The sequence below is a fragment of the Corticibacter populi genome (assembly GCF_004217315.1).
GTDB classification, from domain to species: Bacteria; Pseudomonadota; Gammaproteobacteria; order Burkholderiales; family Burkholderiaceae_C; genus Lampropedia; species Lampropedia populi.
This window is the reverse complement of record NZ_SGWR01000005.1, coordinates 411,674-436,130: the sequence shown is the minus strand read 5'-3', so window position 1 is coordinate 436,130 and position 24,457 is coordinate 411,674. Positions and strand designations below refer to the sequence as shown.

21 protein-coding genes are annotated in these 24,457 nt (G+C 67.6%); 6 read left to right on the top strand and 15 right to left on the bottom strand.

The window, feature by feature from the left end; genetic code table 11:
• Positions 1-29: 29 nt before the first annotated feature.
• The 6 genes from EV687_RS18550 to EV687_RS18525 all read left to right on the top strand — a co-directional run bounded on the left by EV687_RS18550 (position 30) and on the right by EV687_RS18525 (position 5,744).
• The gene (locus tag EV687_RS18550; RefSeq protein WP_207226505.1) at positions 30-1,058 is read left to right on the top strand and encodes an amino acid ABC transporter substrate-binding protein; all 1,029 of its coding nucleotides are present in this window, start codon (positions 30-32) and stop codon (positions 1,056-1,058) included.
• 26 nt (positions 1,059-1,084) lie between these two features.
• Positions 1,085-2,242, top strand: a complete 1,158-nt coding sequence (locus tag EV687_RS18545; protein ID WP_162846494.1) for an ABC transporter permease subunit — start codon at positions 1,085-1,087, stop codon at positions 2,240-2,242.
• The gene (locus EV687_RS18540; RefSeq protein ID WP_122225836.1) at positions 2,226-3,293 is read left to right on the top strand and encodes an amino acid ABC transporter permease; all 1,068 of its coding nucleotides are present in this window, start codon (positions 2,226-2,228) and stop codon (positions 3,291-3,293) included. Before EV687_RS18545 ends, EV687_RS18540 begins: the two co-directional genes overlap by 17 nt.
• Positions 3,283-4,050 (top strand): amino acid ABC transporter ATP-binding protein, encoded by a 768-nt coding sequence (locus EV687_RS18535; protein WP_122225835.1) that lies wholly within the window; start codon positions 3,283-3,285, stop codon positions 4,048-4,050. The genes EV687_RS18540 and EV687_RS18535 overlap by 11 nt, the downstream gene beginning before the upstream one ends.
• Before the next feature lie 43 nt (positions 4,051-4,093).
• Positions 4,094-5,122, top strand: a complete 1,029-nt coding sequence (locus EV687_RS18530) for a D-cysteine desulfhydrase family protein (protein ID WP_122225834.1) — start codon at positions 4,094-4,096, stop codon at positions 5,120-5,122.
• 148 nt (positions 5,123-5,270) lie between these two features.
• Positions 5,271-5,744 carry a GNAT family N-acetyltransferase gene (locus tag EV687_RS18525; RefSeq protein WP_165392841.1) on the top strand — a complete coding sequence of 158 codons (474 nt, stop codon included), beginning with the start codon at positions 5,271-5,273 and terminating at the stop codon, positions 5,742-5,744.
• 238 nt (positions 5,745-5,982) lie between these two features.
• Here the strand turns inward: EV687_RS18525 and EV687_RS18520 are convergent, their stop codons facing one another.
• The 15 genes from EV687_RS18520 to EV687_RS18450 form a co-directional block, all read right to left on the bottom strand.
• Positions 5,983-6,807, bottom strand: coding sequence for an ABC transporter permease (locus tag EV687_RS18520; protein ID WP_122225832.1), 825 nt, complete (start codon positions 6,805-6,807; stop codon positions 5,983-5,985).
• Complete coding sequence (locus tag EV687_RS18515; protein ID WP_122225831.1) at positions 6,804-7,826, bottom strand: ABC transporter permease; 1,023 nt, start codon at positions 7,824-7,826, stop codon at positions 6,804-6,806. The genes EV687_RS18520 and EV687_RS18515 overlap by 4 nt, the downstream gene beginning before the upstream one ends.
• 14 nt (positions 7,827-7,840) lie before the next feature.
• Positions 7,841-9,541: an ABC transporter substrate-binding protein gene (locus tag EV687_RS18510; RefSeq protein WP_122225830.1), complete on the bottom strand. Its 1,701-nt coding sequence runs from the start codon at positions 9,539-9,541 to the stop codon at positions 7,841-7,843.
• Positions 9,542-9,585: 44 nt separating this feature from the next.
• A complete protein-coding gene (locus tag EV687_RS18505) occupies positions 9,586-11,277 on the bottom strand; it encodes an ABC transporter substrate-binding protein (RefSeq protein WP_122225829.1) in 1,692 nt (563 codons plus the stop codon).
• Between the two features lie 40 nt (positions 11,278-11,317).
• Positions 11,318-13,072, bottom strand: coding sequence for an ABC transporter ATP-binding protein (locus EV687_RS18500; protein ID WP_122225828.1), 1,755 nt, complete (start codon positions 13,070-13,072; stop codon positions 11,318-11,320).
• 40 nt (positions 13,073-13,112) lie between these two features.
• Positions 13,113-14,348, bottom strand: coding sequence for an acyl-CoA dehydrogenase family protein (locus tag EV687_RS18495; RefSeq protein ID WP_122225827.1), 1,236 nt, complete (start codon positions 14,346-14,348; stop codon positions 13,113-13,115).
• Positions 14,349-14,404: 56 nt separating this feature from the next.
• The gene (locus tag EV687_RS18490) at positions 14,405-15,220 is read right to left on the bottom strand and encodes a MetQ/NlpA family ABC transporter substrate-binding protein (protein ID WP_122225826.1); all 816 of its coding nucleotides are present in this window, start codon (positions 15,218-15,220) and stop codon (positions 14,405-14,407) included.
• Between the two features lie 76 nt (positions 15,221-15,296).
• Positions 15,297-16,658 (bottom strand): LLM class flavin-dependent oxidoreductase, encoded by a 1,362-nt coding sequence (locus EV687_RS18485; protein ID WP_122225825.1) that lies wholly within the window; start codon positions 16,656-16,658, stop codon positions 15,297-15,299.
• A gap of 33 nt (positions 16,659-16,691) precedes the next feature.
• Complete coding sequence (locus EV687_RS18480; RefSeq protein WP_122225824.1) at positions 16,692-17,519, bottom strand: MetQ/NlpA family ABC transporter substrate-binding protein; 828 nt, start codon at positions 17,517-17,519, stop codon at positions 16,692-16,694.
• Positions 17,520-17,575: 56 nt separating this feature from the next.
• Positions 17,576-18,457, bottom strand: a complete 882-nt coding sequence (locus EV687_RS18475) for a MetQ/NlpA family ABC transporter substrate-binding protein (RefSeq protein WP_122225823.1) — start codon at positions 18,455-18,457, stop codon at positions 17,576-17,578.
• Between the two features lie 4 nt (positions 18,458-18,461).
• Entirely contained in the window at positions 18,462-19,865 is a 1,404-nt protein-coding gene (locus tag EV687_RS18470) for an LLM class flavin-dependent oxidoreductase (protein WP_122225822.1), read from the bottom strand.
• Positions 19,865-21,145, bottom strand: a complete 1,281-nt coding sequence (locus EV687_RS18465; protein ID WP_122225821.1) for an SfnB family sulfur acquisition oxidoreductase — start codon at positions 21,143-21,145, stop codon at positions 19,865-19,867. Before EV687_RS18465 ends, EV687_RS18470 begins: the two co-directional genes overlap by 1 nt.
• A 37-nt stretch (positions 21,146-21,182) precedes the next feature.
• Positions 21,183-22,466, bottom strand: a complete 1,284-nt coding sequence (locus EV687_RS18460; RefSeq protein WP_122225820.1) for an SfnB family sulfur acquisition oxidoreductase — start codon at positions 22,464-22,466, stop codon at positions 21,183-21,185.
• A 154-nt stretch (positions 22,467-22,620) separates the two neighbouring features.
• Entirely contained in the window at positions 22,621-23,283 is a 663-nt protein-coding gene (locus EV687_RS18455) for a methionine ABC transporter permease (protein WP_122225819.1), read from the bottom strand.
• Entirely contained in the window at positions 23,255-24,448 is a 1,194-nt protein-coding gene (locus tag EV687_RS18450) for a methionine ABC transporter ATP-binding protein (RefSeq protein ID WP_122225818.1), read from the bottom strand. Before EV687_RS18450 ends, EV687_RS18455 begins: the two co-directional genes overlap by 29 nt.
• Positions 24,449-24,457 lie beyond the last annotated feature (9 nt).

Here is a 24,457-nt window from a genome sequence, read left to right as displayed (position 1 = left end):
CTCTCCCCTTCCTCTCTCAGGAGCTTTTCATGTTGAAGAAAACACTGCTGGCGCTGGTCAGCGCCCTTGGTATCGCCGCAACCAGCCCCGTCGCCTGGGCCGGCAAGGATCTTGATGCAGTCAAGCAACGCGATACCTTGATTTGCGGCGTCGCGCCCGGCACGGCCGGTTTTGCCCTGCCCGGCAGTGATGGCCAATGGTCGGGCTTCGATGTCGACCTGTGCCGCGCCATCGCTATCGCCATTCTTGGCACCCCGGAGAAAACCCGCTACGTGCCGTTGTCCGATCAAGTGCGCTTTGCCACGCTCTCGGCCGGCGAGGTGGACGTGCTGACGCGCACCGCCACCTGGACATTGCAGCGCGATGCATCGCTGGGCCTGGACTGGACCGGCGTGAATTTCTATGACGGCCTGGCCCTGCTGGTGCGCAAGGATCTGGGTGTCAAGAGTGCCAAGGAGCTAGACGGCGCCACCATCTGCCTGCCGCAAGGCGGCACCGGCGAAGCGCATTTCCGCAGCTACTACGAAGGGCTGGAGAAGACCTTCACGCCGATTGCGTTCGAAAGCCAGGCCGAGCTGGTGTCCGCTTTCTTCGCCGGGCGCTGTGACGCACTGGGCTACGACTCGTCCGGCCTGGCAGGCTTTCGCGCCACGCGCGCACCCAAGCCGGACGATTACGTGATCCTGCCCGAGCGCATTGCCAAATCGCCGCTCGGCCCGGTGGTGCGCGAGGGCGATGCGCGCTTTGCCGACATCGTCCGCTGGACGCTGTTTGCGCTGGTCACCGCCGAGGAACTGGGCGTGACCTCGAAGAATATCGACAGCCCAGAAATTCGCGATACAAAGAATCCGACGATCCGGCAGTTGCTGGGCTTCACGCCGGGCAACGGCAAGGCGCTGGGGCTGCGTGAATCCTGGGCCTACGACATCATCAAGCACCTGGGCAACTACGGCGAACTGTTCGAGCGCCACCTCGGCAAGGACACGGTGCTCGGTCTGGAGCGCGGCCTGAACGATCTCTACACGCGCGGCGGCCTGCAGTACGCACCACCCCTGTAAGTGCATCCATGCGCCGATCCATACCCATGTCCGCAGCATCTCGCCAACCGCCGGCAGAACACCGGCGCACCACGCGCATCTGGCCATCGCTGCTGGCGTCGGTATTGCCCGTCGCGCTGTTCCTGGCCGTCGTGGCGGTCTGGCAATCGGGGCCGCAGCGCCCTGGCCTGGCGCTCGATCTGTCCTTCCTGGCCTATCCGGCCAACTTCGACCTGAGCGAATCGCTGATTCGCTACTCGGGCGCGGACAGCTACGCCCGTGCGCTGCTGGCAGGCTTGCTCAACACCTTGCTGGTGTCGGCCTGCGCGATCGCACTGGCCAGCGGCCTCGGTCTGCTGCTGGCGGCGGCGCGGCTTTCCAGCAATCCGCTGCTGAGCCGCCTGGCGGCAGCGGTGGTCGAGGCGGTCCGCAACGTCCCGCTGCTGCTGCAGTTGTTCGCCTGGTATGCGTTGCTGACGACCAGCCTGCCGGCCTTGCGCTCGGCCTGGTCGCCGCTGCCTGGCGTGCTGTTGAGCAACCGCGGGCTGTGGCTGCCACGGCTGGACGCGGCGGGCGCCGGCTGGTGGGCGGCCACTGCTGCGCTATTGGCGGCGCTGCTGGCAATCGCCTGGCTGCGTTACGCCGCGCGCAAGGCACGGCACGCCCGGCGCGGCTGGCGGCTGGTGCCCGTTGCGGCTGCGCTGCTGGCAGCGCTGGCGGTATTGCTGTGGCGCGGCCAATGGCCGCAATGGGAGCTGCCAACCCTGCAGGGCTTTCGCGTCACAGGCGGCGTCAGTCTCTCGCCAGAGCTGTGCGCCCTGCTGGCGGGTTTGTCGGTCTACACCAGCGGCTCGCTGGCCGAAGTGTTTCGTGCGGCCATTCGCGCCGTGCCCACCGGCCAGACCGAAGCGGCCAAGGCGATCGGCCTGGGCGTGCTGGCGCGCTGGCGCAAGGTGGTGCTGCCGCAGGCCGCCCGCATTGCCATGGCACCGACGACCAGCCAGTACGTCAACATCGTCAAGAACAGTTCGTTGGCCGTGGCCATCGGCTTTCCGGATGTGATGTCGGTCAGCAACACCATCATCAACCAGAGCGGTCAGGCGGTGACGATGGTCTTGCTGTTGATGGTGAGCTACTGTGCGATTGGCCTGCTGATCGCGTGGCTGATGCATGGACTGGAGGCGCGCCATGGCCAGCCGGACTGAACGCCAGCGCCAACGCCAGCGCCGCTGGCACCATCACCCGGCATTGCACCCCTGGTACAACGCCGTCCTCACGGCCGGCTTGAGCGTGGCACTGGCACTGGCCGCGCTGGCGGCCTGGCGTTGGGGCATCCGGGATGCGGTGCTGCTGCCGGCGGGGCCGGAGCAATGCCGGGCGGCGGCAGGCGCCTGCTGGGCCTTCGTGCAGGAGAAGGCGCAACTGCTGGCGGTCGGCCTGTTTCCGCGCGACATGCTGTGGCGACCCTGCACCGCCTTGGCGCTGCTGGCCTTGACGCTGGGCATCTCCGCCGCGCCGCGCTGCTGGTCGCGCTGGCTGGCGTTGCTGTGGGCCGCGGCCATCGCCCTGGTCATCGGGCTGCTGCACGGCGCCTGGCTGGGGCTGCCGGTGGTGCGCTCGGAGCAATGGGGCGGCCTGCTGCTGACGCTGCTGCTGATTCTCGGCAGCACGCTGCTGGCCTTCCCGGCAGGCCTGCTGCTGGCGTTCGGCCGGCGCTCGCGGCAGGCGCCGCTGCGCCTGCTCTGCACCACCTACATCGAGTTGATGCGCAGCGTGCCGCTGCTCGCGGTGCTGTTCTCCGTCTCGTTGCTGCTGCCGCTGCTGCTGCCCAGCGCGGGAGATGCGCCGAAGGTGCTGCGCGCGCTGTTTGGCATCGCCCTGTGCATGGCCGCCTACTTCGCCGAGGCGATACGCGGCGGCCTGAGCGCCGTGCCGGGCGGCCAGTGGGAAGCGGGCGCGAGCATCGGCCTTTCGCGCTGGCACGCGGTGCGGCTGGTGATCCTGCCGCAGGCCTTGCGGGTGGCGTTGCCAGCGCTGGTCACCACCTTCCTGGATTTCTTCAAAGGCACTTCGCTGGTGCTGCTGATCGGCGTGTTCGACCTGATGGGCGCCACCCGCGCGGCACTGGCCGACCTGCCCTGGCAGTCCTTCTTCCTGGAGCTCTACCTGACGGTGGGGCTGGTTTACTTCATCCTGTCCTTCATCGTCTCGCGCTATGGCGCCTGGCTGGAGGCAAAGCTGCACCATGGCGATTGAAACTTCCCCGCAGGCCAGTAGCGCACCGCTCGTGCGGATGCATGGCGTGCACAAATGGTATGGCCCGCACCATGTGCTGGTCGACATCGACCTGGAGCTCGCGCGCGGCGAGCGCATCGTGGTGTGCGGCCCGTCGGGCTCGGGCAAATCGACGCTGATCCGCTGCATCAACCGGCTGGAGGCGCATCAGCAGGGCGTCATCGAGGTCGATGGCGTGGAAGTCAACGACCGGCGCAGGAACTTGCAGCACGTGCGCCACCGTGTGGGCATGGTGTTCCAGCAGTTCAACCTGTTTCCGCACCTGAGCGTGCTGGAAAACCTCACGCTCGGGCAAATCTGGGCCTTGCGCCGCGCGGCCCCCGAAGCACGCGCCCGCGCCCATGCCGCACTGCAACGTGTGCACGTCGCCGCGCTGGCGGACAAGTACCCAGCCCGCCTCTCGGGCGGGCAACAGCAGCGCGTGGCGATTGCGCGAGCGCTGTGCCTGGACCCGCAGGTGCTGCTGCTCGATGAGCCCACCTCCGCGCTGGATCCGGAAATGGTCAAGGAAGTGCTCGACGTCATCACCGAACTGGCAGCGCAAAGCGGCGTGGCGATGCTGTGCGTGACCCATGAGATGGGCTTCGCGCGCCGCGTCGCCGATCGGGTGGTCTTCATGGACCACGGCCGCATCGTCGAAACCAATACACCAGAGCAGTTCTTCCAGGCCCCCAGCAGCCCACGGGCGCGCGAGTTCCTGGAGCAAATTCTGCATTGACACCGTCCTCGCCTTCCCCCCATTCATCCATTGCTGCCACACCATGCCCTCCCTCGATCAATTGCCACGCGAGCGCTTCTGCCACCTGCCCACGCCGCTGCAGCGCCTGCCGCGCATCAGCCGGCACCTCGGCGGGCCGGACCTCTGGATCAAACGCGATGACTGCACCGGTCTCGGCCTGGGCGGCAACAAGACCCGCAAACTCGAATACCTGATCGCCGATGCGCTGCGCCATGGCGCCACCCGCGTCATCACCGCCGGTCCCTTGCAATCCAACCATTGCCGCCAGACCGCCGCCGCGGCCGCCGCGGCCGGCCTGGAGTGCGAACTCGTCATCGACGACCGGCTGGACGATGCCGACCACGCCTACCGCACCAACGGCAACATCCTGCTGGACCGCCTGTTCCACGCCATCCTGCGCGTCGTGCCCGGCGGCACGGACGCCGAAACCGCACTGGAAGAAGCCGCGCGGGAACTGCGCGACCAAGGCGGCGTGCCCTACCGGATTCCCGTCGGCGCTTCGGCGCCGCTGGGCGCGGCCGGCTACGCCAATGCCAGCCTGGAAATCCATGCGCAGGCCCAGGCGCTGGGCTTGCGCTTCGATGGCATCGTCCACGCCACCGGCTCCGGCGGCACGCAGGCTGGCCTGCTCGCGGGCCACGCCCTATTGCGCAGCAGCACGCGCATCCATGGCATCGACATCCTCGGGCCGGCCGCCGCCGTCCAGGCCAACGTGCACGCGCTGGCGCAACAAACGCTGCACCTGCTGGGCCACCGCGACGACCTCATCCAGCCCGAAGACGTGCACGTCCACGGCGACTTCATCGGTGCAGGCTTCGGCAAACCTTCGGCCCGCACGCTGCAGGCCATCGACCTGCTGGCCAGGCAGGAAGCGATCCTGCTCGACCCGGTGCACACCGGCAAGGCCTTCGATGGCCTGCTGGGGCTGGTGGAACGGGGGGTGTTCACCAAAGGCCAGAACATCCTGTTCCTGCACACCGGCGGGCAGGCCTCGCTGTTCGCCTATGCAGGGCTGTGGAGCCAGCAAGAAGTGGGCTATCGCAGCCCATGAGTGGCAGGTGGGGCCCATCGGGCCTTGCAGGGTGCCGTGGCTTGCGTACACTTCCCGGCACCCTTGAACGTCGCCCGATCTGCCCATGTGCGCCAGTTGTCCGATCCCCTATGCCATCCGGCGCTACCAGTGCGGCGACAAGCCTGCCTTGCTGCGGCTGATCTTCGATATCCAGCAGCGGGAGTTCAATACCGGGCTGACCGAAACCGACCAACCCGACCTGCAAGACGTGCAGGCCAGCTACCGGGCCGGCGGTGGCGAATTCTGGGTTGCCGTACCGCCATGGCCAACGCACCAGGACCGCATCGTGGGATGCATCGGCGTGCAGCGCATCACCCATCACACCGGCGCGCTGAGAAAGCTGTTCGTCGCACCGCACCAGCGTGGCACAGGTCTGGCCCGAGCGCTGACCGACGTGCTGTTCGCGTGGGCCAGAGCCGAGCGTATGACCGATATCTATCTCGGCACCGCCCCCATGTTTCACGCCGCGCACCGCTTCTATGAGCGCGAAGGTTTCGCTCGCATGGATGAAGCCCGGCTTCCCCTTGGCTTTCCACGCATGGCGATCGACACCCGCTTCTACCACTACCACCTGACGAGCCACCTGCCGCCCAGTCCTTGACGGTCATTGCAAACCGCCCGGATCCGTGTTGCTCGCAAGAGCGCACCAGGCGTCGGATAGCTGCCGCCGCCAGGCCAGCGGGCGTAGTTGACCCGTAAGCCCGTCACCCCAGCGCCGGCACGTCGTGATGGCAAGCCAGCCGGTGGCCGGCCGGCAGCAGCCGCAGCAGCGGCTTTTCCTCGCAGCAGCAAATCATGCAAAAACTGTTCAAGTACCCTCTCTTGGGCAGCAAGCAGAATCACCGGCCGCGCCGCAGCTTCGGGTTCAGCGCGCCGTGCAGCGCGTCGCTCAGCAGGTTCAGCGCCAGCACCGTCAGCACGATGGCCAGGCCGGGGATGGCCGTCATGTACCAGCCGGTGCGCAGTGCGTCGCGGCCCAGGCCGATCATCGAGCCCCAGCTCACCACGTTCGGATCGCCCAGGCCCAGGAAGGACAAACCCGCTTCCGACAGAATGGCGTTGGCCACCAGCAGCGCGGTGGAGACGACCACCGGCGTCCAGGCGTTGGGCAGGATCTCGCGCAGCACCACGTGCGCATCGCTGGCGCCCAGGGCGATGCTGGCGCGCACGAACTCGCGCTCGCGCAGGGCGATGAACTCGCTGCGCACCAGCCGGGCGATGCTGGTCCACGAGGTCACGCCCAGCGCGAACACGATGGTCTTGACCGAAGGCTCCAGGATGGCCACCAGGATGATGGCCAGCAGGAAGGCCGGGATGGTCTGGAAGAACTCGGTAATGCGCGTGAGCACCGCATCGACCCAGCCGCCATAGAAGCCCGCCAATGCGCCCACGGTGATGCCGATCAACAAAGAGATGATGGCCGAGGACACGCCCACCAGCAGCGACACGCGCGCACCGTGCACCAGCCCGGCCAGCAGGTCGCGGCCCATCAGGTCGGTGCCCAGGGGCGTGGCCGCATCACTGCCCGGCCAGGTGTAGGGCGCGCCGACCATGTCGAGCGGATCGTCGGGGTACAGCCAGCCGGCCAGCAGCGCGGCGCCGGCCACCAGCAGCAGGATCAGCCCGCCCAGCAGGATCGAGGGTTGCAGATACCAGCGTTTCATGCGAACTCCTGCGCATCGGTTGTGGGTGTCTGCGCTGCGGCCTTGCGGGGTTTGCGCACGCGCGGGTCCAGCCAGGCCTGCGCCAGATCGACCAGGATGTTGGAGAGCACCACCAACACGGCGCTGAACAGCAGTACCGCCAGCAGCACCGGGATGTCGCGGCTCTTGATGGCCTCGAACGAGAGCTGGCCCAGGCCCGGCCAGCCGAACACCGTCTCGACCACGATGGAGCCGCCCAGCAGCGCGCTGCTTTGCACGCCCAGCATGGTCAGCACCGGCAGCACGGCATTGCGCAGCGCGTGGCGGAAGACCACGCGCCACTCGCGCGCGCCCTTGGCCTTGGCGGTGCGGATGTAGTCTTCGGCCAGCGTCTCGATGAACGAGGCGCGCGCCAGCCGCGCATAGACGGCGACGTAGTAGATCGACAGCGTCAGCACCGGCAGCACCAGATGCGTCAGCAGATCCCACGCGGCGCGCCAGCCGCTGTGGTTGGCGCTGATGTCGCGGATGCCGCCGATCGGCAGCCATTCGAGCTGCACGCCGAACAGCACGATCAGCATCAGCGCGGTCCAGAACATCGGCGCCGAATAGCCCAGCGTCGCCAGACCCGAGATGACGGTATCGGCCAGCCCATGCGGCTTGCGCGCCGAGGCAATGCCCAGCAGGATGCCGCCGCCGACCGACAGCAGCAGCGCACTGCCCACCAGCGCCAGCGTGGGCGGCAGCCGTTGCAGCACCAGCTCCAGCACCGGCTCGCCAAAGCGGAACGAGTAGCCCAGATCGCCCTGCGCCAGCCGGCCCACGTAGGCCACCAACTGCTCCAGCGTGCTGCGATCCAGTCCGTAGAGCTGGCGCAGTTGCGCCACATACTCCGGCGTGACGCTGCCGCTCTCGCTGGCGATCACATCCACCAGATCGCCCGGCAAGGCCTTGAGCAGCGCGAAGTTCAGCACCGCGATGGCCAGCACGATGCCAGCCAGTTGCAGCAGGCGGCGCAGCAGCGCAAGCAACACGTTCATGGCGCTCTGGCCTTTCAGGCGTTCTGGTCCAGCCAGATGCGCGCGAAGTTGTGCTGGCTGTGGTTGAAGGTGTCGGTGACGTTGCGCACGCGCTTGTCCCACACGCCGAACCAGCGGAATTCGAAGATGTTGAGCAAGCCCAAATCCTGCTGCGCCAGCTTCTGGAACTCCTGGTAGAGGGCGATGCGCTTGGCCTGGTCGGTCTCGGTCTGCGCGGCCTCGAGCAAGCGGTCGGCCTCGGCACTGGCATAGCCCGAGGCGTTGAACCACGGCGTGCCCTTGGATTCGGCCTTCGACCAGTAGTGCTGCTCGACGCCGATTTGCGGGTCTTGCCAGTTGATGCCCCAGGAGCTGATCAGGTCGAAATCGTAGTCGGCGAAGACGTTCTTGGTCCAGGTCGCCAGATCCAGCGCGCGCAGGGTGACGTCGATGCCGACGGCGCGCAGCGCCTGACGCACGAATTCGCCGGTGCGGCGGTAGTCGTCACCGAACGGGATGAAATCGTGGTTGAGCTTGAAACGCCAGCCATCGGCCTGCTTGGGGTAGCCGGCCTCGTCGAGCAGTGCCTCGGCCTTCTTGCGATCGAACGGATACTGCGGCGTATCGGGCGTGTAGAAGGTCTTGAGCAGCGAGGAGACCGGCCCGGTGGCCGGCACCGCATAGCCGCCCCAGACGGTCTTGACCAGCAGGTCGCGGTTGATCGCATGCAGGATGGCCTGGCGCACCTTCAGATTGCCGGTGATGGGGCGGCGCAGGTTGGGAATCAGCCACAGCCAGCCGGCAAAGCCGTTGTAGCCGTCGGTGCTGACCACCAGCTTGTCCGATTTCGCCAGCCGGTCGGCATCGGCAAAGGTCACCGGGTTGCGCTCGCCGTACTGCACCACACCGGTCTCCAGCGCGTTGGCGCGGCCCGAGACGTCGGGGATGATTTTCCAGGTGATGCCATCCAGATAGGGGCGGCCTTCCTGCCAGTACTGGCCGAACTTCTCCAGCCGGATGTGGCTGCCGCGCTGCCACTCCTTGAACACGAACGGCCCGGTGCCGACAGGGTTGTTGTTGTGCGGGTTGTTCGGAATGTCTGTGCCCTCGTACAAATGTTTGGGCAACACCGGCGCGGCCACCACGTCCAACGCGTTGATGATGACCGGCGTGGGCTTGGCCAGCGTCAGGATGACGGTGTGGTCGTCCGGCGCCTCCACTTTCGTCAGATGCTGGAAGATGCGCCGCGCCGTGGGCGCGTACTCCTTCCAGATCACCTCGGCGGAGAACTTCACGTCGGCCGACGTGAACGGCGTGCCGTCGTGCCAGAACACGTTCTTGCGCAGCTTGAAGATCCAGGTCAGGCCGTCGGCGGAGGGCTCGACGCTCTCGGCCAGTTGCGGGCGCGGCTGCAGGTCGGGGCCGTAGTCCAGCAGGCCGTCGAAGATCTTGCTGCTGACGGCCCGCCCTGGCGTGGAGGTGTTGATGAAGAACGCCAGCGTGGGCGGCTCCGGATGCACCACGGCTTCGAGGATGCCGCCGGGCGTGGCGCCTTCGACGGTGTTGGGCAGCGGCTCGGTCAGCGCATGGGCGATGCGCGCGGGCAGGCTGCTGAGAAGGCCACCGGCCAGCAGCGCGCCGGTCAGGCCGAACAGGGTGCGGCGCTGGATTTCGAGGAAGACTGCATCTTGCGCGTCGTCGTTGAACGCGTGGGGCAGGTCAGGTTTACGGCTCATGGTGGATACCTCGTCAATGCGTCAGTGAAGGAAGAAGCGGCGCTTCAGGCCTTTGGGTCGAACCAGACCTGGGCGAAGTTGTGCTGGCTGTGGATGTAGGTGTCGGTGACGTTGCGCAGGCGCTTGTCCCACACGCCGAACCAGCGGAACTCGAACAGGTTGATCAGCGGCAGGTCGGCCTGTGCCAGATGCTGGATCTGCTGCCACAGTTGCACACGCCGGGCGGTATCGGTCTCGACCTGGGCGGCCTCGACCAACTGGTCGAACCCGGCGCTGGCGTAGCCGGAGGCGTTCTGCCATGGCGTGCCCTTGGATTCGGCCTTGGACCAGTAGTGCTGCTCCACGCCGAGTTGCGGGTCTTGCCAGTTGACGCTCCAGGAGCTGGCCAATTCATAGTCGTAATCGCGGAAGACGTTGGTCAGCCAGGTCGGCAAGTCCAGGCTGCGCAAGGTCACGTCGATGCCAATGGCGCGCAGCGCCTGGCGCACGAATTCGCCGGTGCGGCGGTAGTCGTCGCCATAGGGGATGAAATCGTGCGTGAGCTTGAAGCGCCAGCCATCGGCTTGCTTGGGGTAGCCGGCCTCGTCCAGCAGCGCCTCAGCCTTCTTGCGGTCGAACGGGTATTGCGGCGTATCGGGCGTGTAGAACGTCTTGAGTTGCGACGTAATCGGGCCCGTCGCCGGCACCGCATAGCCGCCCCAGACGGTCTTGACCAACAGATCACGGTTGATGGCATGCAGGATGGCCTGGCGCACCTGGGGCTTGCCCAGGATCGGATGGCGCAGGTTCGGCAGCAGCCAGTACCAGCCGGAAAAGCCGTTGTAGCCGTCGGTGCTGACGACCAGCTTGTCGGATTTGGCCAGCCGGTCGGCATCGGCGAAGGTCACCGGGTTGCGCTCGCCATACTGCACCACGCCGGTCTCCAGCGCGTTGGCACGGCCCGAGACGTCGGGGATGATCTTCCAGGTGATGCCGTCCAGGTACGGGCGGCCCTCTTGCCAGTACTTGTCGAACTTCTCCAGCCGGATGTGGCTGCCGCGCTGCCATTCCTTGAACACGAACGGGCCGGTGCCGACCGGGTGGTTGTTGTGCGGGTTGTTGGGGATGTCGGTGCCTTCGTAGATGTGTTTGGGCAGCACCGGCGCGGCCACCACGTCCAGCGCGTTGATGATCACCGGCGCCGGTTGTGACAGCGTCAGGATGACGGTGTGCGCATCGGGCGCCTCCACACGGCTCAGGTTGCGAAACACGCGGCGGCCGGTCGGGGCGTACTGCCGCCAGATTTCCTCGGCGGAGAACTGTACGTCGGCCGACGTGAACGGCGTGCCGTCGTGCCAGAACACGCCCTTGCGCAGTTGGAGCGTCCAGCTCAGGCCATCGGCGGAGACCTGCACGTTCTCGGCCAGTTGCGGGCGCGGAACGAAGTCCGGCCCATAGTCCAGCAGGCCGTCGAAGATCTTGCTGACCACGGCGCGCGTGGGCGATGCCGTGTTGATGAAGAACGCCAGCGATGGCGGCTCAGGGTGGATCACCGCATCCAGCGTGCCGCCGCGCCGGGCGCCATCGGCGGTGCTGGTCTGCGGCAACGCCTGTGCGTGCGCGGCACGGCCAGCCAGCGTCGCCAGCAGGCCGCCGGCCAGCAGCGCGCCGGTCAGGCCGAACAGGGTGCGGCGCTGGATGTCGAGGAAGACGCGCTCGTCTTCGCAAGCGTGATCGGGACGGTGCGAATCGGACATGGAAATGCTCCTGTGGATAGGTGGTCGGTGCAGCGGCGGCTCAGCCAAAACGCTGCTGCGCCAGCGGTGTCTCCGTGGTTGCCAAACCGGCGCCGTGGCCGGGCGCAGCCGCCAGCAGCGTGCGGGTATACGGATGCTGCGGCTGCTGCCAGACCTGCTCGACGTTGCCGGCCTCGACGATTTGCCCGGCGTGCATCACCAGCACGCGGTCGGCGATGTAGCGCACCACCGCCAGGTCGTGCGAGATGAACAGGTAGGCCAGGCCATAGGCGTCCTTGAGATCGACCAGCAGGTTCAGGATCTGCGCCTGCACCGAAACGTCCAGCGCCGAGACCGGCTCGTCGCAGATCACCAGTTCGGGCCGCAGCACCAGCGCGCGCGCGATGCCGATGCGCTGGCGCTGGCCGCCGGAGAATTCATGCGGGTAGCGCAACCGTGCTGCGGCTGGCAAGCCCACGTCGTCGAGGATGGCGGTGATGCGCCGCGCGCGCTCGGCCCGGTCCTTTACGCCGTGGATGGCCAGCGCATGGCCCAGGATGTCCTCGATGCGCTGGCGCGGGTTGAGCGAGCTGTACGGATCCTGGAAGATCATCTGCACGCGCCGCCGCCACGGCAGCAAGGCGCGGCGCGAGAGCGGCAGCAGATCCGCGCCGTCGAACCGCACGCGGCCCGCCTGGGCCTGCGCCAGCCGCACGATGGCGCGCGACAGGCTGGACTTGCCGCAGCCGGATTCGCCCACCAGCCCCAGCGTCTCGCCACGCGCGATGGCGAACGACACGCCACGCACCGCCTGCACCACGGCGCCGGCCGACGGGTAGCTGATCTGCAGGTTCTCAACCTCCAGCAACGGCTTGCCAGGCGCCGGCTCCGGCAGGCGCGGCGCATCTGCCGCCTCGCGCACCGGCGGGCGCTGCAGCTCGAACGCGCCATCCGCATGGTGGCGGATCTCGGCCAGCCGCGCCGTGCGGTAGTGGATGCCCTGGTTGCCATGCAGCGAGGCGCCCAGCAAGCCCTGCGTGTAGGTGCTGGCGGGATGGGTGAACACCTGCGCAGCCGGGCCTTCCTCCAGCTTCTGGCCGCCGTACATCACCGCCACGCGATCGGCCCATTGCGCCACCACGCCCAGGTCATGCGTGATCAACAGCACTGCCATGCCCAGCTCGCGCCGCAGATCGTCAATCAGTTGCAGGATCTGCGCCTGGATGGTCACGTCGAGCGCGGTGGTGGGCTCGTCGGCAATCAGCAGTTTGGGCTTGCTGGCCACGGCCATCGCAATCATCACGCGCTGACGCTGGCCGCCCGAGAGCTGGTGCGGGTAATCGTCAAAACGCTGGCCGGGTTGCGGCAGGCGCACCAGCTCCAGCAACGCCAGCGCGCGGGCCTTGGCGGCCTGGCGCGAGAGCGGCTGGTGCAGGGTGATCGCCTCGACCACCTGCGCGCCGATGGACAGCACCGGGTTCAGCGAGGTCATCGGCTCCTGGAAGATGATGGAGATGGCATTGCCGCGCACCTGCGCCAGCTCCCGCTCGCGCAGCGCCAGCAGGTTGCGGCCCTCGAACTGGATGCTGCCCGCCAGCCGCGCGCGCGGCGAGAGCAGCCGCAGGATGGCCAGCGCCGTGGTCGATTTGCCGCAGCCGGATTCGCCCACCAGCGCCAGCGTCTCGCCCGCCCGGATCTGCAAATCCAGCGCCTGCACGGCGTGCTGCGCGCCGAAATGCACGTCCAGTCCGCGAACGTCGAGCAAGGGCCGCAGTGGCTCGCCCTGCCCCGCCGCATCCCGCCAGCCCCGGTCCATGCCCTGTGGTGTTCCCCGCGTCACGAGCCTGCTCCCGGAGTCATGGCGCCGCCACGCCAACGTTCCAGTAGTACACCGGCTCGGCATCGTTGAGCAGGATGTCGCCGACCGAGCGGGCCTTGTAGACCACCGGGTTGTGCGAAGCCAGGGTGCGCGCGTTGCGCCAGTGGCGGTCGAGCCGCAGATCCTCGGCCAGCGCGCTGGAGCCGCCGACGTCGAACAGGCGCGCGGCGGCGCGCTGCACCGGCTCGGCCACCGCCACCTGGGCCTGCGCGGTGCGCAGCTCCAGGGCATCGAGTTCGGCCTTGCTCACGTCTTCGCCTGCTACCCGCACGCGGGCGATGCGACCCAGCTCCGCCGCCACGTCGCGCACCACCAGTCCGGCCAGATAGGCGGTGCTGGCCAGCTCGCCGACGATTTGCTGCACCAGCGGATCGTCCTTGGGCAAGGTGGCACTGCCATGGCTGAAGACGCGCTTACGCGCCCGGACATAGGCCACCGCATCGCGCTGCAGCGCACGTGCAATGCCCGCCAGCGTGGCCAGATGCACCAGCTGGAAGTAGGCCACCAGCGGCGTGGGCTGCTGGCGCGGAAAACGGATCAACGCGTCCTCGACCACCCGCACCTGCCGCAGCACGGTGGTGCCCGAAGCCGTCAGGCGTTGGCCGAAGCCATGCCAGTCGTCCAGCCGCTCGACACCCGGCGCGGTGGTCTCCACCAGCGCATGCACGGTTTCATCGGCGCGGCCCGGCACCACGGTGCGCGCCACCACAGTGACCCAGTCGGCATAGAGCGTGCCGGTGCTGTAGAACTTGCGGCCATCGAGCAGCCAGCCACTGGGCCGCTCGGGATCGGGCACCAGCGTGGTCTGCAACTCACCGACCGTACCGCCACCGGTCTCGGTGGTGGCATTGCCAAAAATGGCGCCCTGCCCCGCCAGCGGCAGCCAGCGCGCCTGCGTGGCCGCATCGCGGTCGATCAGCAGGCGGTCGACGAAGCCCAGGTGCGGGCGCAGGATCTGCGCGACGTTCGAGTCGGCCTCGGCCAACTCCACCAGCAGCGCGAACAGTTGCTCGACGCTGGCGCCCAGGCCGCCGAAATGCGGCGGCACGCGCAGCCGTGTGAAACCGGCCTCGCGCAGCCAGGCGATGGGCTCATACGCCAGCGTGCGCGTATGCTCGCGCGCGGCGGCACCTTCGGCAATGCGCGCGAACACGGGGCGAAACCGCGCCTGCAATTCGGCGATGGAGGGAGGGTTGAATGGGGTTGTTGTCATGATGGCGTGGCCTTTTGCGTGCGCGGATGTGGATGCAGATGCAGATGCGAAGGCATTTACTTCACCCAGGGCAGCGAATAGAACCTGTCGTTGTTCGCATACGAGGCATGGATGCGCTCGCGCACCGCGGGGGCACTGTGGTAGATCTCGATGAACTTGCGCAGGCGCGCGTCGTCCTGGTTGTCCTCGCGGGTGACGAAGTGGATGGCCCATTGCACGTCGTCCACGCCCGAGAACAGCAGCCCATGGCGATCGGCGATATCGGCCTTGCCCGCGGCCACATAGTGCGAGGTCACGCCATAGGCCAGGTCCACATCCTCGAGCGAACGCACCAGCTGCGGCCCGTCCACCTCGACGAAGCGCAGCTTCTTAGGGTTGGCGGTGACGTCATCGAGGGTCGCCGCCGCACCCTTGCCCGGCGCCAGCGCGATCAGCCCGGAACGCTCGAGCAACAGCAGGCCACGGCCCTGGTTGGCCGGGTCGCTGGCCACCGCCACGCGGGCGCCTTCGGTCAGGTCCGCGAAGCTGGATACCTTCAGAGAGAACAGACCGACGTTGGGCAGCAGCCCGACAGCCACCGGCGCGAAGCGGTAGTTGCCGTCCCGGGCGGCATTGGCGAGAAACGGCAGGTGCTGGAAATAGTTGGCATCGAGGTCGCCCGCCGCCAGCGCGGTGTTGGGGCCGCGCCATTCCGAGAATTCGACCACCTCGACCTCCAGGCCCTGCTGGCGGGCCTCCTCGGCGGCGGTTTCGATGGAGTCGGCAATCGCTCCCGGCGTAACGCCGATCTTCAGCGGCGCCGCCCAGGCGGCTCCCGAGAACAACGCGGCGCCGACAGCCAGCCAAACGGCCTTGCGCAATGGTCCAAGCATGGAGATGTCCTTTTTCGATGAGATGCGGTGGGATTCGGTGGGACAGGCAGGAATGCGGGGAAATGCGACCTGCCGTTCAGGACCGGCGCCATTGCGCCGCCGGGTGCCGCGCGGGCAAGCGGTCGCCGTGGCCGAACAGCTGCTGGCGCAGCGTGCCCTCGCCATGGGCGGTCTTGTAGCGGCCGCGGTCCTGCAGCTCGGGCACGACCAGTTCGGCAAAATCCTCCCAGGTCTCGGGCACGACGATGCGCGTGAGGTTGAAGCCGTCGATCTCGCCCTCGTCGATCCACTGCGTGAGCCGGTCGGCCACCTGTGCCGGTGTGCCAACGATGGTGTTGTAGCGGCTGCCCAGCTTGAACTGCTCCAGCAATTGCCGACGCGTGCTCAGGCCGGCCTGCTGCGCGGCCTGGCCGGCCGACTGGATGGCGTTGCTGTTGCCATAGGCGATGGGCTCGTCGAGGTCGTATTGCGCGAAGTCGATGCCGGTGCTGGCCGCAAAGTGCGCCAGCCCGCCCTCCGGGTTGGCATGGGCAAGGTAATCCTCGTACTTCTCGCGCGCCTCGGCCTCGGTCCGGCCTGTGACGACGGCCACGCCCGCATAAATCTTCACGTCATCCGCCGCACGCCCGGCGTCGATGGCCGCCTGCCTGAGCTGGCGCGACGACGCACGCGCCGCCGCCGGATCGCGCGCGCCAATGAAAATGCCCTCGGCATGCTGGCCGGCAAAGCGCCGGCCACGCTCGGACGTGCCGGCCTGAAACAGCAGCGGCGTGCGCTGCGGCGAGGGCGCGCTCATGTGGATGGCGTTGGCGCGGTAGTACGGCCCCTCGTGCTGCACGGCATGCACCTTGTCCGGCAGCGCGTGGATGCGGCGCGCCTTGTCGGCGATCACCGCGCCATCTTCCCAACTGCCTTCCCAGAGCTTGTAGGCCAGTGCGAGGAAATCGTCGGCACGGTCATAGCGCGTGTCGTGCTCATCGAGGCTGTCGCGTCCCAGGCCGCGCGCGCCGCTGTCCACATAACCGGTGACGATGTTCCAGCCGATGCGGCCATTGCTGAGCTGGTCGAGCGTGGTCACATCACGCGCAAAGGTATACGGGTGCTCGGCGCTGACGGTGGCGGTGACGCCAAAGCCCAGGTGCTCGGTCACCGCCGCCATGGCCGACACCAGCAGCCACGGGTTGTTCACCGGCAATTGGATGCCCTCGCGCAGCGTCAGGTCCACGCCCTGCTGGTAGACGTCGTAGTAGCCGATCACGTCGGCGATGAAGAGCGCGTCGAACAGGCCTTTTTCGAGGATCCTGGCGATGTCCGTCCAGTACTTCAGCGTGTGGTACTCGGTCGAGCGGTCGCGCGGGTGCGTCCACAGGCCGTGGTGGATGTGGCCGACGCAGTTCATGTTGAACGCGTTGACGTGGATGTGCTTTGGCTGGCTCATGACAGCGTGCTCCTCGGCAAACGGGTCATGCCGTCAGTCCTTCAACCAGGTCAGGCGGTAAAGCTTTTGCTCATTGCGGTAGAAGTCGTGGATGCTCTTGCGCACCGCCGGTGAGGTCTTGTAGATCTCCAGGAACTGCGCGATGCGCGGGTCGTTCTTCTTGTCGTTGCGCGCGACGAAGTGGATCGCCCAGGAGTCGTCCTCGTAGCTGGTGTAGGCCAGCCCTTTGGTGGCGTCGAACGCATTCGAGGCCAGGATGAAGTAGGGATAGCCGACCGCCAGATCGACATCGGGCGTGGTGCGTACCAGTTGCGGACCTTCGACTTCCACGAACCGCAGCTTCTTGGGGTTCTCGATAATGTCGCTGGTCGTGCTCAGCAGGCCGGTGCCCTCCCGCAGCTTGATCAGGCCGGCGGACTCCACCAGACGCAGGCCGCGCCCCAGATTGACGGCATCGCTGCCGATGGCGACGCGGCCGCCCTCGGGAATGTCCGCCAGCGAGGCGTGCTTGAGCGAGTACAGCCCCAGGAACGAAAGAATGCCCGACTGCACGCTGCTGATGACAAAGCCGGTGTCGCGCACCGCGTTGGCGAGGTAGTTGCTGTTCTGGTAATAGTTCAGGTCGATGTCGCCGGCATTGAGCGCGACGTTGGGCGTGGCCCAATCGGTGAACTCGACGACATGCACGTCCAGCCCCTGCTTCTTCGCCTCTTGCGCGGCGACCTCAACCGAATCGGCAAACACGCCGGGCACGACACCGATTTTCAACGGCGCCGCCAGCGCCGTTCCCATGGCGGAAAACGCCAGCGAGGCGACAGCCAGAGATGCGAGAAGGTTTTTGAGGATGCGTGGGTGGGACATGGCTGGTTTCAATGAATGGTTGGATGAAATGGGAAGAACGCGCAAAAACGACGGACTCAAAACGCCGGGATGACGACGCCATCGAATTCCTTGAGGATGAAATCGCGCACCTCGTCGGTCTGGTAGGCCCGCACGAGCTGCTGCACCCAGGGCTGGTCCTTGTTCTTCTCCTGCACGGCGATCAGGCAGACGTAGGGGCTCTCGGCGCCCTCGGCCAGCAGCGAGTCGCGCACCGGGTTCAGGCCGGCCTTGTAGGCATAGTCGGCATTGATGGCGGCGGCATCGACGTCATCGAGCGAACGCACCAGCAACGGCGATTCCAGCTCGACGAAGCGCAGGCCGCGCGGGTTCTCGACGATGTCCTGCGTCGAGGCGAACACGCCGGTGACCGGATCGATGCCGGGCCTGAGCTTGATCAACCCACCCTTCTCCAGCAGCAGCAGCACACGTCCGCCATTGGCCGGGTCATTCGGGATCGAGATCTGCGCCTTCTCGGGCAACTGGTCCAGGCGCTGGTAGCGTTTGGAGAACAGCGCGATCGGCCCCACCCAGGTGCGGCCAAAGCCGGCCAGCTTGTAGCCGCGCGCACGGATCGCCGCCTGCAGGAACGGACCGTGCTGGAAGCTGTTGGCATCGAGGTCGCCCGCATCCAGCGCGGCATTGGGCAACACGTAGTCGCTGAACGAGATGATCTCGATCTTCAAGCCGTAGTCGCGCTCGGCCACCTTCTTGACGGCCTCGAAGATCTGCTCGTGCGGCCCGGAGGTCACGCCCACTTTCAGGACCTTGCCATCGCCGCTGCTGGCGACGGCCTGCGGCAGCCAGGCGCTGGTGGCCACCGCTGCGATGGCGGAGAGCGACGTGGACAGGAAGCGGCGGCGCGCGCCGGGCACGGCGGCGCGTGGAGATGCGGATGCGGGAATGTGTTGGTCGGTCATGGGATCAGGGATGGACAGCTTCGGGTTGGAGAGATGGGGCGGCGGCGCGGAAGCGCCATCCATCCACCGGATGGCGGGCGGGCAGGCGGTCGCCCTGGCCGAACAGCTTGTGGCGCAGCGTGCCGCCCTCGTAAGCCCGCTTGTGCAGACCGCGCGACTGCAGTTCGGGCACGACCAGGTCGATGAAATCGGTGAAGCTCTCGGGCACCACGGTGCGGGCGATGTTGAAGCCGTCGACACCGGCCTCGTCCACCCAGGACTGCAGCTCGCCCGCGATCTGCCCGGCATCGCCCACCACCGTGGCATAGCGCCCGCCGAGCGCCAGTTCGTCGAGCAGGTTGCCCAGCGTGTAATGCTCGCGGCCACCGGCAAGGCGGCGGATGCTGTTCTCGATGCCGTTGCTCTTGTGCTGGGCCAGCAGCGGGGTATCGCGCTGGTAGGCGGAGAAGTCGATGCCGGCGGTGGCCGCCAGGTGCGCCAGTGCCGCTTCCGGGCTGGCGTGGCGGCAGTATTCGCGGTACTTCTCCTCGGCGTCGCGCGGGGTGCGCCCCACCACCGGCGTGATGCCGACCAGCACCTTCACGTCACCCGGCTGGCGGCCGGCGCGCACCACTTCCTCGCGCAACTGGCGCACCAGCGCGGCGGTGGCGGCCTTGTCCTGAATCGCCATGAACACGCATTCGGCATGGCGTGCCGCAAAGCGCAGGCCACGGCCGGAGCTGCCGGCCTGGAATAGCACCGGCGTGCGCTGCGGCGAGGGCTCGGCCAGGTGGTAGCCCTCGACGTCGAAATAGCGGCCATGGTGCTGCACCGGCCGCACGCGCCGCGGATCGGCAAAGATGCGCTGCGTGCGGTCGCGCCGCACCGCGTCGTCGGCCCAACTGCCTTCCCAGAGCTGGTAGAGCACGTCGAGGAACTCGTCGGCACGGTCGTAGCGCTCATCGTGCGCGAGCTGCTGCGGCTGGCCCATGGCGCGGGCGGCCGAGTCCAGGTAGCCGGTGACGATGTTCCAGCCCACGCGGCCGCGCGTGAGGTGGTCGAGCGTCGAGAAGCGCCGCGCCAGCAGGTAGGGCTGCTCGTAGCTGAGGTTGACAGTGACGCCAAAGCCCAGGTACTGCGTCACCGCCGCCATCGCCGGCACTACCAGCGTCGGGTCGTTGATCGGCAACTGCACGGATTCGCGCAGCGTCACCTCGGCCGATTGCCCGTAGGTGTCGTAGACGCCGACGATGTCGGCGATGAACAGCCCGTCGAACAGGCCGCGCTCGAGCTCGCGCGCCAGATCGGTCCAGTATTCCAGCGTGTGGTAGTGGCTCGACTGGTCGCGCGGGTGCGTCCACAGGCCGTGGTTGATGTGCCCCACGCTGTTCATGTTGAAGGCGTTGAGGATGATCGGTGTGCGGCTCATCACAGCGCTCCGTGCCGCGGCGGGCGCACGCCATTGAGCGCGTGGTTGCCAATGGCGTGGTACTTCCAGCGCACCGGGTCGTGCAAGGTGTGCGTGCGGGCATTGCGCCAGAAGCGGTCCAGGCCGTGCTCGGCCAGTGTGGAGGCGGTTCCCGCCAGCTCGAAGAGCTTGCCGCCCGCCAGCAGGCTGGCCGTGGTGCTCAGGGCCTTGGCTCCGGCCACGGCAATGGAGGCCTCGGCCACGCTGTCCTCCGTGGGGTGCTGCTGCGCCGCGTCAACAATGCGTGCCGCGCGGGCGATCAACGCGTCGGCCGCGCGCAAGCGCAGGTGCACGTTGCCCAGTTGCTCGAGCAGCAGCGGATCGTCGCTGGCGCGCTCAACGCCGGAGTCGATCCAGGGCCGGGCATGCTCGCGGATGAACGGCAGCGTCGCGGCGAAGGCGCCGTGGCCGATGCCCACGTCCAGCGCCGCATGGATGATCTGCGCGAACGGACCGATGGTGGTGGGCTGCTCGAACGAACTGCTGAATGGCACCACCCACTCGGGCTCGACGCGCACCCGCTCGAACTGCACCGAGCCGCTGCCGGTGACGCGCTGGCCGAAGCCGTCCCAGTCATCCGTGATGGTCACGCCCGGCGCGCTGCGCGGCACGAACACCAGGTACATGCGCTCGCCGGCCTCCTCCTGCGCGCTCACCAGCGTGGGAATCCAGTGCGCATAGATGGCGCCGGTGCAATAGAACTTGCGGCCGCTGACGAACCAGCCGCCGGCCTCGCGCAGCAGTTGCGTGCGGCGCTTGAAATCCTTGTGGCCGATCTCGGCCAGCGCATTGCCCAGCCGCTCGCCGGCAAGCACGCGCTCGTAGAAGAACTGCTTTTGTGCGTGCGTGCCGCCCACGCGCAGCACCTCCAGCGCGTAATAGTGGTTCTGCGGGATATGGCCGAAATTGCCATCGGCCGCCGCGATGGAGGCCACCGCCTGCGTCAGCACGCCCGTGGAGACGCCCGCGCCGCCGTATTCGCGCGGAATGGTGATGCCCCACAGCCCGCTCTGGCTGAAGCGCTCGACCTCGGCCCAGGGCAAAATGCGCTCGCGGTCACGTTGCTGCGCTCCGGGCGCGATGGCCGCGGCGAATGTCTGGGCCGCCTGCAGCGCCTCGGCCTCGTCGCGGATGCGATGGGCCGGCGCCTGCGGCAGCGCAGCCGGCTCCGGATGGCTGCCGATGGCGTACGACAGCGGTGCGGCCACGGCGGAATGCTCCGATGGGGAATGCTTGGTCATGGGTTTTCCTTCTCCCTCTGCGTTCGGTTCTCTGCGCTCAGTTCCATTGGTGGCGCCGGGGCGCCACGCCGTTGAGCAGGTAATTGCCCAGCAAGTGGTATTTCCAGCGCACCGGGTCGTGCAGCGTGTGCACGCGGGCATTGCGCCAATGGCGATCGAGGTTGTGGGCAGCGCGCGTGGCCGAGGAGCCCGCCAGCGCGAAGAGCTGCTCGCTGGCATGCAGCGCCGCCTCGGTCGTCAGGATCTTGGCTTCGGCCACCGCCACCGAAGCCTGCGCGCTGGCCTCGGCATCGACCGGGCCAGCCGCAAGCGCATCCAGCCGCCGCGCCGTCTCCAGCAGCACGGCATGGGCAGCATCGACCTCGATCTGCAACTGCCCCACCTCCTGGATGAGGTGCGGGTCCGCGCTGGCGCTGTCGACGCCGGAATCCATCCACGGCCGGCTTTTCTCGCGCACGAAGCGCAGCGCATCCTGCAGCGCCCCTTTCGCAATGCCGGCGTCGATGGCGGCCTGGATCAGTTGCGAAACCGGCCCCGAGAGCGTCGGCCGCTCGGCATGGCGCCAGACCTCCACCACATCCTCCGCCTCGACCGGCACCTGCTCGAACACCACGCTGCCGCTGGCGGTGGTACGCTGGCCGAAGGCGTCCCAGTCGTCGATGACCTGCACGCCCGGCGCATCGCGCCGCACCCAGACCTGCACGCCGCGGCCCTCCTCGTCCAGCGCCCGAAACGGAATCCAGTGCGCGAAGATCGCGCCGGTCGAGTAGAAACGGCTGCCGCTGACCCTCAGCCGCCCCTGCGCATCGCGCTGCAGGCGGGCCGTGACATCGGTGATGCGGGCGGCGCGGCTCTTGCGCTCCGGCCCCGCATTGCCCAGGCGGTGGCCCGCCAACACATCGGCAAACCAGCGGTGCTGCTGTGCCTCGGTGCCGGTGTCCTTGAGGTTCTGGATGATGGCGAAATGGTTCTGCGGAATCTGCCCGAGCGACGGATCGGCTGCGCAGATGGTGGCGAACACCTGTGCCAGGGTCTCGTTCGAGGCACCCAGCCCGCCATGCGCCTTCGGGATGGTGATGGTGCCCAGGCCACTGGCGGTGTAGCGCTCGATCTCGTCCCAGGGCAGGCGGCGCTCGCGGTCGCGCTCGGCGGCGCCGGCGCGGAATGCCTCGGCCAGTTCGGCAGCGCTCTGCAAGGCCTCGGCCTCGCCGGCGATCCGGCGCGGCGGTCGTGGCGGCAAGGGCAGGTGCGTGGCAGCGTCTGCCCTGGTGGAAATCGGTTCTGCGGGCAATGCGCTGCCCTGAGCATCCGCGTGTGTCATTCGGTGCCTCATCAAACAGGGGTCAAAACGGGTGGAAGTCATGGCAGCGGCGCAAGCCGCTGGCCTGTTCCCGCCAGGACCACATGGGCCTGCGGGTCGCTCCCGCGGCGGCGCGGGAACGGTCAGAAAAGCACCGCCGGGTGCGCGCCGCCGCTCAGCGGTTGCGCAACCAGCGCGCGTAGTAATCGCCGCTGGCCTGCACGATGGTCACCAGCGCGATCAGCACGGCGATGACGATCAGCATCACCTGCGTGTCAAAGCGCTGGTAGCCGTAGCGGATTGCCAGGTCGCCAAGCCCGCCGGCACCCACGGCCCCGGCCATTGCCGAAGAGCTGATCAGCGCCACCAGCGTGATCGTGAAGCCGCCGATGATCCCCGGCAGCGCCTCGGGCAGGTAGACGTGGCGGATGATGTGCCACTTCTTGCAACCCATCGCCTGCGCCGCCTCGATCAGGCCCGGATCAACCTCGCGCAGGCTCACCTCCGCAATCCGCGCAAAGAACGGCGTGGCGCTGATCGCCAGTGGCACGATGGCCGCCCACACGCCGATCGTCGTGCCCGCCACCAGCCGCGTGAATGGAATCAAGGCCACCAGCAGCACGATGAAAGGCGTGGCACGAAAGCCGTTGACCACGCTGCCGACCACACGATTGACCTTGGGCGATTCGAGAAAGCCGCCCGGCGCGGTGACGATCAGCAAAATGGCCAATGGCACCCCGGCGGCAAAGGCGATGCCGGCCGATACGCCGACCATGGTCAGCGTATCGAGCAGGGCCTGCCAGTAGCGTTCAATGGGAATGGACAGATTCAGGGACATAACCGAGCACCTCGATATGGTGGGCAATGGCACCCGCGCCTTGCGTGAGTGCATGGAGGTCGGGCAGCACCGCCGCGCCATCGACGGCCAGCAACAGGCGCCCGTGCGCGTGGCCCTGGATGCGGTCGACACCGCCGTGCAGCAGCCGCACACCAGGCAGCGCCTGGCCGATGCGCACGAGGTCGGGCTCCAGCCCTCCCTCGCCGCTGTAGGAGAGCTGCAGGATCTGTTCGTAGCGCCCCGCCTGTGGCGCCTCTTTGACCAGCCGCGTCTGCAGGTCATCGGGCAGGCCATGCTGCAGCGGCGCCAGCAAGGCCCTGGTGGCCTCGTGCTGCGGTGCCCCGAAAACCTTCCAGACTGCGCCCAGCTCGGCAATCCGCCCTTGCTCGAGCACCAGCACCTGGTCCGCAATTTCCCTGATCACGCTCATCTCGTGGGTGATCAGGATCACCGTGATGCCCAGACGCCGGTTGATGTCCCGCAGCAGTTGCAGTATGGATTGCGTGGTCTCCGGGTCCAAGGCCGAGGTGGCTTCGTCACACAGCAGGATCTCCGGGCCGGTGGCGAGCGCACGGGCAATGCCCACGCGCTGCTTTTGCCCGCCCGAGAGACGCGCCGGGCGCACGTGGTGCTTGTCCTGCAGGCCCACCAGCGCCAGCAGTTCGTTCACGCGCCGCGTGACTTCGGCCCGGGGCACTCCCGCCACCTGCAGCGGCAGCGCCACGTTCTCGTACACGGTCTTGGCCGAGAGCAGGTTGAAGTGCTGGAAGATCATGCCGATGCGCCGGCGCAGCGCAACGAGTTCGGCCTCGCCCAGCGTGCCAATGTCCACGCCGTCGACGATCACCTGTCCGCTGCTGGGTTTCTCCAACCGGTTGATGGTGCGCAGCAGGCTCGACTTGCCCGCGCCGCTGCGTCCGATGATGCCGAATATGCTGCCTGCGGGCACCTCCAGGCTGATGTCCGCCAGCGCATGCACGGCCCCGCCGGACGATGGGTAGAACTTGGAGACCTTCCTGAACGACACCGCGCCACCGGCTGCCGCAGCCTGAGGCCCGACCTCGCCCGGGCCTGATGCGGCAGGCGCTGCGGACGCGTCATCGGCGTCAACGAACACCTCGGCCAGATGGTCCAGGCTGCGGCGCAATGCGAATGAACTTGACATGGGATGCTC

Excerpts from the sequence above, each read along its gene's own strand:
- EV687_RS18465 (WP_122225821.1), bottom strand. The coding sequence starts at position 21,145 with ATGACCAAGCATTCCCCATCGGAGCATTCCGCCGTGGCCGCACCGCTG.
- EV687_RS18510 (WP_122225830.1), bottom strand. The coding sequence starts at position 9,541 with ATGAGCCGTAAACCTGACCTGCCCCACGCGTTCAACGACGACGCGCAA.
- EV687_RS18505 (WP_122225829.1), bottom strand. The coding sequence starts at position 11,277 with ATGTCCGATTCGCACCGTCCCGATCACGCTTGCGAAGACGAGCGCGTC.
- EV687_RS18520 (WP_122225832.1), bottom strand. The coding sequence starts at position 6,807 with ATGAAACGCTGGTATCTGCAACCCTCGATCCTGCTGGGCGGGCTGATC.
- EV687_RS18495 (WP_122225827.1), bottom strand. The coding sequence starts at position 14,348 with ATGACAACAACCCCATTCAACCCTCCCTCCATCGCCGAATTGCAGGCG.
- EV687_RS18515 (WP_122225831.1), bottom strand. The coding sequence starts at position 7,826 with ATGAACGTGTTGCTTGCGCTGCTGCGCCGCCTGCTGCAACTGGCTGGC.
- EV687_RS18470 (WP_122225822.1), bottom strand. The coding sequence starts at position 19,865 with ATGAGCCGCACACCGATCATCCTCAACGCCTTCAACATGAACAGCGTG.
- EV687_RS18535 (WP_122225835.1), top strand. The coding sequence starts at position 3,283 with ATGGCGATTGAAACTTCCCCGCAGGCCAGTAGCGCACCGCTCGTGCGG.
- EV687_RS18460 (WP_122225820.1), bottom strand. The coding sequence starts at position 22,466 with ATGACACACGCGGATGCTCAGGGCAGCGCATTGCCCGCAGAACCGATT.
- EV687_RS18490 (WP_122225826.1), bottom strand. The coding sequence starts at position 15,220 with ATGCTTGGACCATTGCGCAAGGCCGTTTGGCTGGCTGTCGGCGCCGCG.
- EV687_RS18480 (WP_122225824.1), bottom strand. The coding sequence starts at position 17,519 with ATGTCCCACCCACGCATCCTCAAAAACCTTCTCGCATCTCTGGCTGTC.
- EV687_RS18450 (WP_122225818.1), bottom strand. The coding sequence starts at position 24,448 with ATGTCAAGTTCATTCGCATTGCGCCGCAGCCTGGACCATCTGGCCGAG.
- EV687_RS18540 (WP_122225836.1), top strand. The coding sequence starts at position 2,226 with ATGGCCAGCCGGACTGAACGCCAGCGCCAACGCCAGCGCCGCTGGCAC.
- EV687_RS18475 (WP_122225823.1), bottom strand. The coding sequence starts at position 18,457 with ATGACCGACCAACACATTCCCGCATCCGCATCTCCACGCGCCGCCGTG.
- EV687_RS18545 (WP_162846494.1), top strand. The coding sequence starts at position 1,085 with ATGTCCGCAGCATCTCGCCAACCGCCGGCAGAACACCGGCGCACCACG.
- EV687_RS18530 (WP_122225834.1), top strand. The coding sequence starts at position 4,094 with ATGCCCTCCCTCGATCAATTGCCACGCGAGCGCTTCTGCCACCTGCCC.
- EV687_RS18455 (WP_122225819.1), bottom strand. The coding sequence starts at position 23,283 with ATGTCCCTGAATCTGTCCATTCCCATTGAACGCTACTGGCAGGCCCTG.
- EV687_RS18550 (WP_207226505.1), top strand. The coding sequence starts at position 30 with ATGTTGAAGAAAACACTGCTGGCGCTGGTCAGCGCCCTTGGTATCGCC.
- EV687_RS18500 (WP_122225828.1), bottom strand. The coding sequence starts at position 13,072 with ATGGACCGGGGCTGGCGGGATGCGGCGGGGCAGGGCGAGCCACTGCGG.
- EV687_RS18485 (WP_122225825.1), bottom strand. The coding sequence starts at position 16,658 with ATGAGCCAGCCAAAGCACATCCACGTCAACGCGTTCAACATGAACTGC.